Source organism: Acidovorax radicis, from assembly GCF_020510705.1.
GTDB lineage: Bacteria > Pseudomonadota > Gammaproteobacteria > Burkholderiales > Burkholderiaceae_C > Acidovorax > Acidovorax radicis_A.
In genome coordinates this window covers 2540636-2555621 of the sequence record NZ_CP075184.1, presented here as the reverse complement: position 1 = coordinate 2555621, position 14986 = coordinate 2540636, and the positions used below count along the sequence as shown (strand labels likewise).

Annotated in this window: 8 protein-coding genes; 2 read left to right on the top strand and 6 right to left on the bottom strand. The window is 65.7% G+C overall.

Features of this window, described 5'->3' with window-relative positions; translation table 11 throughout:
- Window positions 1-57: 57 nt before the first annotated feature.
- The 6 genes from KI609_RS11655 to KI609_RS11630 all read right to left on the bottom strand — a co-directional run bounded on the left by KI609_RS11655 (window position 58) and on the right by KI609_RS11630 (window position 13254).
- On the bottom strand, window positions 58-999 hold the full coding sequence (locus KI609_RS11655; RefSeq protein ID WP_226443409.1) for a patatin-like phospholipase family protein: 942 nt from the start codon (window positions 997-999) through the stop codon (window positions 58-60).
- Window positions 999-3107, bottom strand: a complete 2109-nt coding sequence (ligA, locus tag KI609_RS11650) for an NAD-dependent DNA ligase LigA (protein ID WP_226443407.1) — start codon at window positions 3105-3107, stop codon at window positions 999-1001. Before ligA ends, KI609_RS11655 begins: the two co-directional genes overlap by 1 nt.
- 14 nt (window positions 3108-3121) lie before the next feature.
- Window positions 3122-4237: a cell division protein FtsZ gene (locus KI609_RS11645; RefSeq protein WP_226443405.1), complete on the bottom strand. Its 1116-nt coding sequence runs from the start codon at window positions 4235-4237 to the stop codon at window positions 3122-3124.
- A 16-nt stretch (window positions 4238-4253) separates the two neighbouring features.
- Window positions 4254-7778 carry a chromosome segregation protein SMC gene (gene smc / locus KI609_RS11640; protein WP_226443403.1) on the bottom strand — a complete coding sequence of 1175 codons (3525 nt, stop codon included), beginning with the start codon at window positions 7776-7778 and terminating at the stop codon, window positions 4254-4256.
- Between the two features lie 471 nt (window positions 7779-8249).
- On the bottom strand, window positions 8250-11456 hold the full coding sequence (locus tag KI609_RS11635; protein WP_226443401.1) for an EAL domain-containing protein: 3207 nt from the start codon (window positions 11454-11456) through the stop codon (window positions 8250-8252).
- 307 nt (window positions 11457-11763) lie between these two features.
- Complete coding sequence (locus KI609_RS11630; RefSeq protein WP_226443399.1) at window positions 11764-13254, bottom strand: short-chain fatty acyl-CoA regulator family protein; 1491 nt, start codon at window positions 13252-13254, stop codon at window positions 11764-11766.
- Window positions 13255-13366: 112 nt separating this feature from the next.
- Between KI609_RS11630 and KI609_RS11625 the strand changes: the two genes are divergently transcribed.
- Window positions 13367-13774 (top strand): acyl-CoA thioesterase, encoded by a 408-nt coding sequence (locus tag KI609_RS11625; RefSeq protein ID WP_226443397.1) that lies wholly within the window; start codon window positions 13367-13369, stop codon window positions 13772-13774.
- Between the two features lie 44 nt (window positions 13775-13818).
- Window positions 13819-14985, top strand: coding sequence for a 2-methylcitrate synthase (gene prpC, locus KI609_RS11620; RefSeq protein ID WP_226443395.1), 1167 nt, complete (start codon window positions 13819-13821; stop codon window positions 14983-14985).
- The last annotated feature ends 1 nt before the right edge of the window (window position 14986 follow it).

Genomic DNA, 14986 nt, shown 5'->3' with positions numbered 1-14986 from the left:
CTAAAAGTGCTTCTAGCGCTTACTAGACAAGCGCTCGTAGCTATCAAAAATAGTGTCTCACCCCATGAACCGCCGCAACTGCGGCAGGCTGGCCTTGGCGGCGCGGCGGCCTTCTTCGATGGCCTCGCCAGCGCGGTGAAAGTCCAGCAGACCCAGGTTCGCCAGGGCGGGCGCCACCACCACCTCGGGCGGGTCGCCCGCCATGCGGCTGCGGGTGATGCGCATCTGCATGATATTGACGCTGGTCATCACCACGTCCAGCACCGAAGGCACGCGCGGGCGTTCCACCGGCGGCGCTGCATCACCCGAACGCCAGGGCGTGAGCCGCTGGATCCAGCTGGCATTTTTGACCGGTTCGGGCTCGGGGGCGATGGCCAGCTCTGCATCGGCGGGCAGCGTTTGCACCACGGCCAGGGGCCGCATGTGGCGGTGCAGGATGTCGGAGTTCAGGTCCACCCCGATCACGATGTCCGCCCCCATCGCGCGCGCGAGCGATGTGGGCACGGGGTTGACCAGGCCTCCGTCTACCAGCAGCCGCCCGTCGTCCTGCCGCACGGGTGTGAACAGGCCCGGCAGCGCAATCGACGCGCGCACCGCATCGGCAATGGAGCCGTGGCGCAGCCAGACCTCGGCGCCTGAATGCAGGTCTGTGGCAACGGCGCCAAAAGGCAACGGTGAATTTTCAATGTCGAAATCGGCAAAATTGCGGCGCCAGAAGGCAATGAGCTTTTCGCCCTTGAGCATGCCGCCCGAGAGGTTGAAGTCCATGAAGCCGAACACGTCGCGCATGCCCAGGCCCTGCACCCAGTCCGAAAAACGCGCCAGCTCGCCCCCCGCGTACGCCGCCCCCACCAGCGCGCCAATCGACGAGCCGCAAATGATGTCGGGGCGCACGCCCTCTTCAGCCAACGCCTGCAGCACGCCGATGTGCGCCCAGCCGCGTGCCGAGCCACTGCCCAGCGCCAGGCCCAACCGGGGTGCGCGCCGTGCCAGCGCCATCAGGCCGCCTCGGCCCCAGGCGCATCGCTGGCCTGCCGCAGCAGCGCCAACATACCTGCTTCGTCCAGCACGGGCACACCCAGCTCCTCGGCCTTGGCCAGCTTGCTGCCAGCCTCTTCGCCCGCCACCACATAACTGGTTTTTTTGCTGACGGAACCCGCCACCTTGGCGCCAGCCGCCTCCAGCATGTCCTTGGCCGCGTCGCGGCTCAGGGTGGGTAAGGTGCCGGTCAGCACCACCGTTTTGCCCGCCAGGATTTGCGGGGCACGCTCGGCCACAGGGCCCTCAGGCCAGGTCACGCCACAGGCGCGCAGTTGCTCGACCACCTCGCGGTTGTGCGGTTGCTGAAAAAAGGTGTGCAGGCTCTGCGCCACCACGGGGCCCACGTCGTTCACCTCCAGCAACTGCTCCACGCTGGCGTCCATGATGGCGTCCAGCGTGCCAAAGTGCCGCGCCAGGTCCTTGGCCGTGGCCTCGCCCACATGGCGCAGGCCCAGGCCGAACAGAAAACGCGGCAAGGTGGTCTGCTTGGATTTTTCGAGGGCGGCCAGCACGTTCTGGGCCGATTTGTCGGCCATGCGCTCCAGCGCGATGAGGGAGGTGAGGCCCAGCCGGTACAGGTCGGGCAGCGTGCGGATCACGTTGGCGTCCACCAATTGGTCCACCAGCTTGTCGCCCAGGCCCTCGATGTCCATGGCGCGGCGCGCGGCAAAGTGCAGGATGGCCTCCTTGCGCTGTGCGGCGCAGAACAGGCCGCCCGTGCAGCGGTGATTGGCCTCGCCCTTTTCGCGCACCACGGCGCTGCCACACACGGGGCAGGCCTTGGGCATGCGAAAGTTGGGCACATAGCCCGTGCGGTTGCCAGGCATCACACCTACCACTTCCGGGATCACATCGCCCGCACGGCGCACGATGACCGTGTCGCCCACCCGCACACCCTTCTTGCGGATCTCGAACAGGTTGTGCAGCGTGGCATTGGTGACGGTGACGCCGCCCACAAACACCGGCGCCAAGCGTGCCACGGGCGTGATCTTGCCGGTGCGGCCCACCTGCACGTCGATGCCTTCGATCTTGGTGGCCATCTCCTGCGCCGGGTACTTGTGCGCCACGGCCCAGCGCGGCTCGCGGGTCTTGAAGCCCAGGTCGCGCTGCAACTGCAGTGCGTTGACCTTGTAGACCACGCCATCAATGTCGTAGGGCAGCGCATCGCGGCTGGCGCCCACCTGCTGGTGAAACGCTACCAATTCAGTAGCACCCAGCGCAATATGCACCTGCGCTGCGACCGGAAAACCCCATGATTTCAGCGTCTGCAGCATCTCGTAATGCGTGCGGAACACCGGCCCACCCTGGTCAGGCGGCGTGATGGCGCCCAGGCCGTAGGCAAAAAAGCTCAGGGGCCGCTGGGCGGTGATGTTCGAGTCAAGCTGGCGCACCGCACCTGCGGCGGCATTGCGTGGGTTCACAAAGGTTTTGCCGCCCTGCTCGCGCTGGCGCTCGTTGAGAGCATCAAAGTCTGCGCGGCGCATGTAGACCTCGCCGCGCACTTCGAGCAAGGGCGGAACGCCCTCAGGCAAGGTCAGCGGAATCTGCCGGATGGTGCGGATGTTGTGCGTCACGTCCTCGCCCACCTCGCCATCACCGCGCGTAGCGGCCTGCACGAGGCGGCCGTTTTCATAGCGCAGGCTCATGGCCAAGCCGTCAAACTTGGGCTCGGCCACGTATTCGATGGCGGGGTCCGATTCGGACAGACCCAGCTCTTTGCGCACACGCACATCAAACGCCTGGGCACCGGTGGCCTCGGTGTCGGTTTCGGTGTGGATGCTGAGCATGGGCACCGTGTGGCGCACGGGCGCCAGGCCCTCCATCACCGCGCCAATCACGCGCTGCGTGGGCGAGTCGGGGGTGACCAGGTCGGGGTGCGCGGCCTCCAGCGCCTGCAGTTCGCGGAACACGCGGTCGTATTCGGCGTCGGGCACGGTGGGCTCGTCCAGCACGTAATACTGGTGCGCCCAGTGGTTGAGCTGGTCACGCAGTGCTTCTATTTTGATAGCTGGTTGCGCTTTATCTACGGGCGCTGTGGCCGAAAAGAGATCCAAACTCTCGGTCATGACCGCCTCAGCAATTAACTGAAGAGGCGCCGCGCCAGCACCGACCCGGCCGACAAATCCCGCCCATCGAGCTGGTCATACAGCAGCTCCAGGTCGGCCGCAATCGGGTCCATGGCCATGGCGGGCAACGGGGTGCCATTCTGGTCGCACAGCACACCGTCCATGGCGTCACACAAGGCCACGGCCACCTCGCGCAAGCGTGCAAAGGGCTGTTCGGTGCGGTGCACCTGCGCCACATCCAGGCTCAGGGTGATGTCGCGAATGGCGGACTGGTCGGGGTCTTCGGCGAGGGCCGCCTGGGTGTCAAAGCCCAGCGTAAGCTGCGGCGGCAGGCCCTGAGAGCTGGCGGGCAGCACCAGGCGGCCAGGCATGGCACCCGCCACAAACCCCAGGCGCGCGGCGTTTTGCTGCACATAACCGGGGCTCCAGGCGGCCTGACGGGCCCGCAGCATGAAGGCGAGCTGCGCGTCATGGTCGCTGGCGAACTGGTCGAGTTCGCGGGCACGGGCCACTTCCTGCAACATGTCGGGGAAGTCGGGGGCCGCATTGATGGCATCCGCGAAGGCCTGGACCTTCACCACGAACTCGGAGTATTCGATCTCATTGAGCGCCCCCATGCGGTTGGCCAATTGCACCCCCGCCTGAAAGTTCTGATAACGCTGGCCGGGCGCTGGCATTTCCCAGTGCTGGGTGGCCACGTTGAAGCCCTCAATGGCAAACGGCTTGCTGCCAGCGCGGCGCGTGGGCGGCAAAACCGCCAGCGCGGCATCGCCCGACACCACGTGTTCGGGCTGCAGCGGCGCAATCACGTCAATGAGCGGGTCCAGCCCCGGGCGGCGGTCTGGCGAGAACGGTGGCACGGGCAGCTGCAGTGCATCGTCGGCGTTCACCGCGTGTTCAGATGGCTCGGGGCCACGGTCCAGGCCATGAAACTCACCGGGAGACACGGCCGCTGCGGCGCCAGCGTCAAAACCGGGCTCCTGCCGCAGGGTGGGTTCAGCCGCATGTTCAGACTCGGGCGGCAAGGCCCGCTTGGGGGCGTTGCGCCGTGAAGTCCAGGTGTTGTAAGCCACGATAAGGGCCAACAACAGGCCGCCGATGATGGCCAGACTCAGTTGCAATGTGCTCATGGTTGGATCTGTAGGTTCAAGCGTCTGCCATGGACAAGGCAGACTCCATATCAACGGCCACGATGCGCGACACGCCCTGCTCCTGCATGGTCACGCCGATCAGTTGCTCGGCCATTTCCATCGCGATCTTGTTGTGGCTGATGAACAAAAACTGTGTGCCCTTGCTCATGCTGGACACCAGCTTGGCATAGCGCTCGGTGTTGGCGTCGTCCAGCGGCGCGTCCACCTCGTCCAGCAGGCAGAACGGCGCGGGGTTGAGCTGGAAGATGGCAAACACCAGCGCAATCGCGGTGAGGGCCTTTTCGCCACCCGACAGCAAGTGGATGGTCTGGTTCTTCTTGCCCGGCGGCTGCGCCATCACCTGCACGCCCGAATCGAGGATTTCGTCGCCCGTGATGATGAGCTTGGCCTGCCCGCCGCCAAACAGCTCGGGGAACATGCGGCCGAAGTGGCCGTTGACGGTGTCGAAGGTGCCCGAGAGCAACTGGCGCGTTTCGCCGTCGATCTTGCGGATCGCGTCTTCGAGCGTGTTCATGGCTTCGGTCAGGTCGGCCGTCTGCGCATCAAGGAAGATCTTGCGCTCGCTGGCGAGCTTGAGTTCATCCAGCGCGGCCAGGTTGACGGCGCCCAGGGCGGCGATCTCGCGGTGCAGGCGGTCGATTTCGCTTTGCAGGCCACCCACGCGCACATTGCCGTCGGTGATCGACTGGGCCACGGCGTCCAGGTCGGCCTGGGCGTCGGCCAGCAAGGTGGTGTATTGCTCCAACCCCAGGCGCGCGGCCTGTTCCTTGAGCTGGAATTCGGTGATGCGGGCGCGCAGCGGGTCGAGCGCACGTTCGAGCTGCATGCGGCGCTCGTCGCTGGCGCGCAGCTTGGTGGTGAGGTCGTCGTATTCGCTGCGCTGGGCGCCGAGCGCTTTTTCGCGCTCCATCTTCACGTCGAGCGCGGCCTGCAAGCCGCCTTGTGCGGCGGCGTCGGACAGGCGGGCGAGTTCATCGCGCGCACGCTGCTGCTCATCGGCCAGCGCGGTGGCTTGCTGGGTAGCGGTTTCGATGGAACGGTTGAGTTCACCTCGGCGCGCCTCCAGGCTGCGCTGCGAGAAGGTGGCCTCTTGCGCCTGGCGCTCCAGCGTACGCTGCTGTTCGCGGCAGGCGGTGAGCTTGCGCTCGGCCTCGATGACCTTGTCGCCCAATTGCGCCTCGCGCTCCTGGCTGTCGGCCAGTTGCATGTCCAGCTCTTCAAAGCGCGCTTCGGCAGCCACGCGGCGTTCCTGCAGGTCGGCCAACTGGGCCTCAACCTCGGCCAGATCACCGTCGATCTGTGCGCTGCGCGCGCGGGTTTGCTCGGCCAGCTGCGTGAGGCGCAGGGTTTCGACCTGCAGCTCGTGCGCGCGGCTTTGGGTTTCGGTGGCTTCGCGGCGTGCGGCGACCAGGCGCTGCGAGGCATCGGCATAGGCGGATTCGGCACGGACCAGGGCGGTGCGCGATTCTTCGGCGATCAGTGCCTGGGCGCGCAGCTCTTTTTCGAGGTGCTCGATTTCCTGCGCGCGGGCCAGCAGGCCGGACTGCTCGGAGTCCTGTGCGTAAAAGCTCACGCTGTGGCTGCTCACGGCGTGGCCCGTGGGCACAAACACCACCTCGCCGGGCTGCAGCGTGCTGCGGCGGCTCAGGGCTTCGTCCAGCGTGGGCGCGGTGTAGCAGCCTTGTAGCCAGTCGGTGAGCACGGCGCGCAGGCCTGCGTCGTTCAGGCGCAGCAGGTCGGACAGGCGGGCGTGGGGTGACGGTGTTTCGGGGTGGCCCGCAGCGGGGGCGCTGTAGAACGCCAGGCGCGCGGGCGGTACGTCATTGCCGCCAGAGCCGAGGAAGCCGCGCACCATGTCCAGGCGCCGCACTTCCAGCGCAGCCAGGCGCTCGCGCAGGGCCGCTTCGAGCGCGTTTTCCCAGCCGGGTTCGATGTGGATGCGGCTCCACAGGCCTTGCAGGCCATCGAGCCCGTGTTTAGCAAGCCAGGGGCGCAGCTTGCCGTCGGTCTTGACCTTTTCCTGCAGCGCCTTGAGCGCTTCCATGCGCGCCGACAGGTCGGCCTGGCGGGCGCTTTCGGTGTTGACGGCCTGCTGGCGGGCGCGGCGGTCTTCGTCGAGCTGGGGAACGGACTCCTGCAGCTCGTGCAGGCGGGCCTCGGTGGTCTCGGCAATCTCTTGCGCTTCGTCGAGCTGTTCGCGCAGGTTGGTCAAGCGCGCTTCGTCGGGTGCGGCCAGCGCATTGCGGTCGGTGCGCAGGCGCTCAAAGCGGGCGTCGAGCTGGCGGCTCTGTTCGTCAACCCCCCGCTGCTCGGCGGCCAGCACGCCAATCTGTTGCTGCACCTGCACCACACTGCTGCGTTGCTCGGCCGTGCGGCTTTGCGCCTGGCGCAGGGCTTCTTCGAGGTCGGGCAATTGCATGGCCTGCTCTTCGACCTGGGCGGCCAGCATCTCGGCACGCTCCTCGGCGTCCACACCGGCACCTGCCAGGTTTTCGAGCTCGATGTCGGCCTCTTCCCTGCGGGTCTGCCACTGGGCGATCTGCTCGGCCAGCGTGACCAGACGCTGCTCCACGCGCTGGCGGCCTTCGATCACGTACCGGATCTCGGCTTCGAGCTTGCCGACTTCGGCGGTGGCTTCATAGAGCTTGCCCTGGGCCTGGTTGACCTGGTCGCCGGCGGCGTAGTGGGCCTGGCGGATGGTTTCGAGGTCGGACTCGACGGCGCGCAGGTCGGCCATGCGCGATTCGAGGTCGTTGACGGCCTGCAGGCCATCCAGGCGCACCTTGTTCTGCTGCTCTTCGGCCTCGGCGCGCTTCAAAAACCACTGCTGGTGCTGCTTGAGCGTGGCGTCGGCCTGCAACGTGTTGTATTTGGCGGCGACTTCGGCCTGCTTTTCGAGCTTTTCGAGGTTGGCGTTGAGCTCGCGCAGGATGTCTTCGACGCGCGTGAGGTTCTCGCGCGTGTCCGACAGGCGGTTTTCGGTCTCGCGGCGGCGCTCTTTGTACTTGGAGACACCGGCGGCTTCTTCGAGGAACAGGCGTAGCTCTTCAGGGCGCGATTCGATGATGCGGCTGATGGTGCCCTGGCCGATGATGGCGTAGGCGCGCGGGCCCAGCCCTGTGCCCAAAAACACATCCTGCACGTCGCGGCGGCGCACCGGCTGGTTGTTCAGGTAATAGCTGCTGGTGCCGTCGCGCGTGAGTACGCGGCGCACGGCCACCTCGCCGTACTGGCCCCACTGGCCGCCTGCGCGGTGGTCGGAGTTGTCGAACACCAGCTCCACGCTGGCGCGGCTGGCCTGCTTGCGGGTGGTGGTGCCGCTGAAGATCACGTCCTGCATGGACTCGCCGCGCAGCTCGCTCGCCTTGCTCTCGCCCAGCACCCAGCGCACCGCGTCCATGATGTTGGACTTGCCGCAGCCGTTCGGGCCCACCACGCCGACCAGTTGCCCGGGCAGCATGAAGTTGGTGGGTTCAGCGAACGACTTGAAGCCGGAGAGCTTGATCGAGGTAAGACGCACGGGTCAGGGGGCAGGCAAAAAGGGGACAACGCGGCAGCGAAAGCCAGTCCGGACGGGTGTTCCACGCAAGGAACTGGCTCTGGCACAAGCCCGGAATGATACCGCGCCGCCTGCTATGCCCCTGCCCGGCCGCCGCCCTGCGCCGCCGGGCAGCAGGCCACAGGCCCCTTTGCGGCGAAAACAAGATGAAAAACAGGCCCTAGAGCTTATAGATAAAGCACCAGCAGCTATCAATTTTGAATAATCAATGCGGGGCCTCGCTGCAGAACGCAGACCCGGTTGCGCCCTGCCGACTTTGCATTTAGCAACGCCTCGTCGCCCCGGACATGAGCGAACCCAACCGCCCTGGGGCCTTTTGAAAAACAGGGCGGGGGACAAGATTCCATTGCATTAAACCGGCGCTCCTGCGTCTCGTGCCTGCACCTGCGCCAGCCCGTGGGCGCGAGCGGCATTCATTCGCGGTGTTGATGGCTACGCATCGTGTGCAGGCTCGGGCGTGTCGCCTGGCAGACCGCCAGCGTTGGCACGTCCATCGTTCATGCGGCGCACCAGTGCCTCAAACTCGGCCACCGGCACCGGTGGACTCAGCAGAAAGCCTTGCCAAGCGTGGCAGTGGTTGCGCTCGAGAAATTCTCGCTGCGCCTCGGTTTCCACCCCTTCGGCAATCACATGCAGGCCCAGGCTGGTACCCAGCGCCACCACGGTGCGGGCAATGGCGGCGTCGTTGGGGTCGGTGAGCACATCGCGCACAAAACTCTGGTCGATCTTGAGCTTGTCGAGCGGCAGGCGCTTGAGGTAAGCCAGCGACGAGTACCCCGTGCCGAAATCGTCCAGGGAAAACCCGACGCCATAGCCCTTGAGCGTCGCCATCTTGTCGATGGTGTCCTCCACGTCTTCGAGCAGCAGGCTTTCGGTCATCTCCAGCTCCAGTTTTTTGCCGCTGGCTCCGGACCCGGCCAGCGACGCCAGCACCTGGGCCACGAACCCGCTTTGGTGAAACTGGCGCGCACTCACGTTAACGGCCAGGCTCAGGCCCGCCAGATCCGGTCGCAGCGCCCAGGCGGCCAGGCGTTTGCAGGCGGCCTGGAGCACCCATTCGCCCAGCGGCAGGATCAACCCGGTCTCTTCGGCCAGCGGGATGAAGTGCGCCGGCGAGACAAAGCCATTCCGCGGATGGCGCCAGCGCAGCAGCGCCTCGGCGCCGGTGATGCGCCCATGGTCGATTTGTGGCTGGTAATACAGCTCGAACTGCCCCTGCACCAGGCCCACACGCATGTCCAGCTCCAGCGCAGCGCGGGCGCTGACCGCCGCCTGCATCCGGGGGTCATAAAACCGCAGGGTGTCGCGGCCTGCGTCCTTGGCCTGGTAGAGGGCCAGATCGGCGCGCTTCAACAACTCGTCCACCGATTCACGCACGCCGCTGAAAATCGTCACCCCCATGCTCAGCGAGCTGTGGTGGGCTTCGCCGTTTATCTCATAAGGTTCGCGCAGCACGGACAGGATGCGCTGACCGATCTCCTCGCCGCGCGCAGCGGCTTCTTCGGGGTTGCTCCCCAGGTCCTCCAGCACCACCACAAACTCGTCGCCGCCCTGTCGCGCCACGGTGTCGTCCTCGTGCACACAGCTGCGCAGCCGGTGCGAGACCTGCAGCAGCAGCGCATCACCCCGTTCATGCCCACGGGTGTCATTGAGCGTCTTGAAATTGTCCAGGTCCAGCATCAGCAAGGCGCCACAACGCTGGTGGCGCGCGCTGGTGGCCAGCGCCTGCTGCAGCCGGTCCATCAGCAGCCGCCGGTTAGGCAGGCGGGTGAGCGGGTCGTAATACGCCAGGTGGTTGATTTCTTCTTCGGCCGCCTTGCGCTCGCTCAGGTCCTGCATGGTGATGATGCGGCCCCCTTCGACAAACACCGCCGACACCTCGATGGGCTTGCGCCGCCCGTCGGCGCACACGATGCTGTATTCGGCCATCGGCACACCCGCATCGCCAGCGACGGCACGCAGGTCGGTTGCGCGCCAGCGCTTGCGCATCGCTTCGCGCTCCACCGGATCAGGAACGGCGCGCGACCACCATGTCTCGGTGTCGGGCACTTCTTCCTGGGTATAGCCGCAGATTTCTACATAACGCTTGTTGCGAAAACTGATGCGCCCGTCGCTTTGCACCAGGCACAGGCCCATGGGCAGGCGTTCCAGCACGCTGCGCAGCCGCTGCTCGTTGGCGCGCAGCGTTTCTTCCATGCGTTTGCGCACGGTGATGTCTTGCACCATGGCCATGTGCAGGCCCGGCGTTGTGCCACGCACCCACATGGGCGACACCGTCACATCGCACCACACTTCATGCCCGTCTTTGTGGATGTAGCGCTTTTCCAGGCGGTACTGTGGCACCTCGCCCGTCTTGAGCCGCTGCAACAGCGTCAGCTCGTGCGCAAGGTCTTGCTCAGCCGTCAGGTGCTGAAAATCCATGCCCTGCATCTCATCCACGGTGTAGCCCAGGATGTCTGCATACCGCGCATTGACCCGCAGAAACCGGCCCGTTGCGGTGTCGAGCGTCGCTACGCCCGCCGTGGTCTGGTTGAAGAGCGCGTCAAACCGCTCCTCGCTGTCACGCCGGGCATCTTCAGAGACCTCGGCGCGCACCAGCGCCAACGTGCGCTGGCGCACCAGCAGCCCCACCAAGGTCGCCAAAAGCAACGACACCAGCGCGCCGGCAAGACCGGCCCACAGCGGCAAGCGCGACTCGGACGGGGTCAGGAACGACCGCGTGGGGTAGAACGTGAGTTGCCAGAGCCGGTCATGCACACGCACACTGCGCACCTGTGGCCGCGATCCCGGCAAGGCGGGCGCCGTCAGCGCCAGCAACGGGCGCGCCGCGGTGTCGTTGGTATCCGTGCGCACCGGGCCTTCATCCATCATCGACACGGCAATCCCGTTGAGGAAACCCTGCCTCTGCAACGCCTGCACCATGTCATACACGCGCACCGTGGCTGCCACGGCGCCAGTGAACCGGCGCTCTGGGGTGTCCGCCGTCGGGTCAAACACGGGGACGCGAATCACGATGCCAGCGCGGTACTCGGTCTCCTGCAACAAATCAAACGGGCCGGACATCACGGTCTGCCCGCTGTCGCGGCTGTAGCGCATCGCCGACAGGTTGGCGGGCTGCGCACTGATATCGAGCCCCAGCACCGCCTCGTTACCCACCATAGGCCATAGGTACTCGGCCACAAAATACTCAGCCCGCTCGCCGGCCGGGTGGATATGGAAATCAGGAAACCCCTCGGCCGACAAGGAATGGTCGGCACGCACCCTGGCCTCATAGGCGGCCCGGTCGCGGCCGGGCACCCAGCGGGTGAACGAGAGATTGCGCACACCGGCAAAGCGCTGGCCCACCTCCATCTCGCTGGTAACCCGCTCAAAATCCAGGCGCGACAAGTGGGGGTTGGCAGTGAACAGACCCCGCAGGCCATTGACCATTTCAGTGTGGCCGGCAATGCGTTGGCTCAACGCTTCGACAAAAGCCCGGGTCTCCTGGGAAAACCGGGCTTCTTCGACCTGCGCCGTCGAATCTGCCTGGCGCTGGGCCAGCCACAGGCTCAGTGCCAGGCCCAACAGGGCAACACCCACCCCCCACACCCAGTGCCGGTAACGGCCGTGTCGTGTAAAGCGGACCAACGGGGAATTCATCAAGACAGACAGACAAGCGCCTTTGTATGGACAGCCAGACCTCTGGCCGGACTTCTGGCCGGACCCTTCAACCCATTCACCACCACGAAACCACTTACCACCACGCAGGGCGCAACGATTGTATTTTTACGCCCCCGCAGCCCGCGTCTCACCCCGAAACCTGTTCCAGGGCCGCCCCGCAGGATAGCGGCAAACGCGGACCGCCAAGGCCTCCGGCCCCAGATCAAGCGATTTATTAGGGGAAAGCCCTGTAGCGCAATTCTGACAAGCGTTAACCGCTATTAAATAGTGAGTAAATTGTCGCACCTCACACCACAGGCCCATCCCGACGGGCATCGCCCTGCCGTGCCGCAGCCACCGGGTAGGGGGCAAACCGGCTGCGGTTTTCATTCACCTCCAGGGCGCGCCCAATGGCCGGAAACGCACGCTGCGGGCAGGCCTCGCGCTCACACACCTTGCAGCCCATGCCGATAGGTACGGCCGCATCGGGGCTTGCCAGATCAAGCCCACGTGCATAAACCAGCCGCTGGGCGTGCCGCACATCGCAACCCAGCGCCACGGAAAACTCCTTGCCCGGTGCCCCCCACCCGCCCCCGCTGCGCGACACCGTGCGCGCTACCCACAGGTAGGCCCGGCCGTCGGGCATGCGCGCCAACTGCGGCACGATGCGGCCCGGCTGGGCAAAAGCCTCATACACATTCCACAGCGGGCAGGTGCCGCCAATCTTGCTGAAGTGAAAATGGGTGGCCGACTGTCGCTTGCTGATATTGCCCGCCCGGTCCACCCGGATGAAAAAGAACGGCACCCCGCGCGCACTGGGCCGCTGCAGGGTGGACAGGCGGTGGCATACGGTTTCGAACCCCACGCCAAACTGATGGCCCAGCCGGTCAATGTCATAACCCACCGCCTCTGCGGCCTGCACAAACACCGTGTACGGCAGCACCAGCGCCCCCGCAAAGTAGTTGGCCAGCCCAATGCGCGCCAGCGCCCGGGCCTGGTCGCCTGACAGGGCCGCGCCGTCGGCTATACGCCGCAGCGCGCTGCCCTGCTCCAAAAACGCGAGCTGTGTCGCCATCTGGAAGGCGCGCTGCCCCCGCTCCAGCCCCACCGCCAACTGCAACACACCGGTGTCGGCCTGAAACACCCGTTGCGACTGGCCCGGCAGGTCTGCCACATCGACCACCCGCACGCCATGCGCCTCGCGCAGGCGCCGTGCCAGCGCTTCGTCGGCACGCCCGGGCACCAGCCCCCACGCGGTGGCGCAGTGCTCCGCCGCGTCATCCAGCTCGGCAATGTGGTTCTGGCGGGCAAAGAAAAAATCGCGCACCTCTTCATACGCCATGGGCGGGTGCTGGGGCAGTATGGAAGCGCCGGTGCGGTCGTCGCCGCCCAGCGCAGCACTCAGGGCCTCCAGCCGCTCCAGCGCCTGGCGATGGCGCTGGTGCAACGCCAGCAGCGTGCGGGCCACGGCGGGCATGCCAGCGGCCAGCTCGCGGATCTCGGCCAGCGACACCGTATCGTCCGCCCCGTCGCCCAGCGTGCTGGCGGGCAGGTCGGCCAGCACCTCGCGCAGGCCGGCGATCAGGCGCGCCTCGTCATCGTCCGAGAACCGCTGCACGTCCACCCCGAACACCGCGTTGATCTTGAGCAGCACCGGCACGGTAAGCGGGCGCTGGTTTTGCTCCAGCTGGTTCAGGTAGCTGGCCGACAAGTCCAGCGCGCGCGCCAGCGCAACCTGGGTCATGCCACGCTCTTCGCGCAGGCGCCGCAGGCGCACACCCATGAAGGTTTTTTTCATCTCCGGACTTTTCTAAAAATTCGCAAAATTTGCAAAACACACCCAATTCATTCGCAATCATTCGCCAATTCAGGCCTTATGCAGGGAGGGTATTTTGCGTAAATTGCGAATCATGACAAGCCCCACCGGTATCACCGAACTCACGGAAATCATCTTTCCCGAGCACGCCAACCACTACGGAACACTTTTTGGTGGCAACGCGCTCAAGCTCATGTCCAAGGCCGCCTTTGTGGCCGCACGCAGCGTCGCCGAGCGCGACGTGGTGATGGCGGGCGTGACGGACGTGCGTTTTCTGGCGCCCGTGGCCGTGGGCCACGTGCTCACGCTGCGCGCCTGGGTCAGCCGCATGGGCCGCAGTTCGCTCACGGTGTGTGTCACCGGTCTGGCGCAAACCCTGGGCTCGCCCCACGAAGAAGTGCTCAACGGCATTTTTGAAATGGTGGCAGTGGATGCCAAGGGCCGCCCCACCACCCTGCCCCACGTTTACCTACCCATCGACCAGAAACAGCACACCCCATGACCGCCACCACAGCAACCAACTCAACCGCAGCAACGGCCCCCACCATGACCGCAACCCCACGCTCAACCCCCCCTGTGGCCTTCAAGCCCAAAAAATCCGTGGCCTTGTCGGGCGTGACCGCTGGCAACACCGCGTTGTGCACCGTGGGCAAAACAGGCAACGACCTGCACTACCGGGGCTACGACATCCTCGACATTGCCGAGGTCTGCGAGTTTGAAGAAATCGCCCACCTGCTGGTGCACGGCAAGCTGCCCACACGCGCCGAACTGCGGGCCTACAAGGCCAAGCTCAAGGCGCTGCGCGGCCTGCCCCTGAGCGTGAAGCAGGCGCTGGAGCAGTTGCCCGCTGCCAGCCACCCCATGGATGTGATGCGCACGGGGGTCTCAGCCCTGGGATGCGCCCTGCCCGAAAAGGACGACCACAACCTGCCAGGTAGCAGAGACATCGCCGACCGGCTCATGGCATCGCTCGGGTCCATGCTGCTGTACTGGTACCACTGGGCCAGCTCGGGCCGCCGCATTGAGGTGGAGACCGACGACGACTCCATCGGCGCGCACTTTTTGCACCTGCTGCACGGCACCCCACCCAGCGCCGCGTGGGAACGTGCGATGCACACCTCGCTGAACTTGTATGCCGAGCACGAGTTCAACGCCAGCACCTTCACCGCCCGCGTGGTGGCGGGCACGGGCAGCGACATGTATTCAGCCATCACCGGCGCCATTGGCGCGCTGCGCGGCCCCAAGCACGGCGGCGCGAACGAGGTGGCTTTCGAGATCCAGAAGCGCTACGACAGCCCCGACGAGGCCGAGGCCGACATCCGCCGCCGCGTGGAGACCAAGGAGGTCGTGATCGGCTTTGGCCACCCGGTCTACACCGTGAGCGACCCGCGCAACGTCGTCATCAAGGGCGTGGCACGTTGCCTGTCTGACGAGGCGGGCAGCACCAAGATGTTCGACATTGCCGAGCGGCTGGAGACCGTGATGTGGGAGGTGAAAAACATGTTCCCCAACCTCGACTGGTTCAGCGCCGTGAGCTATCACATGATGGGTGTGCCCACCGCCATGTTCACGCCACTGTTTGTGATTGCGCGCACCAGCGGCTGGGCGGCACACATCATCGAGCAGCGGCAGGACAACAAGATCATCCGGCCAAGTGCGAACTACACAGGGCCGGAAGACCTGGTGTTTGTGCCCATCGAAAATCGCGCTTGAT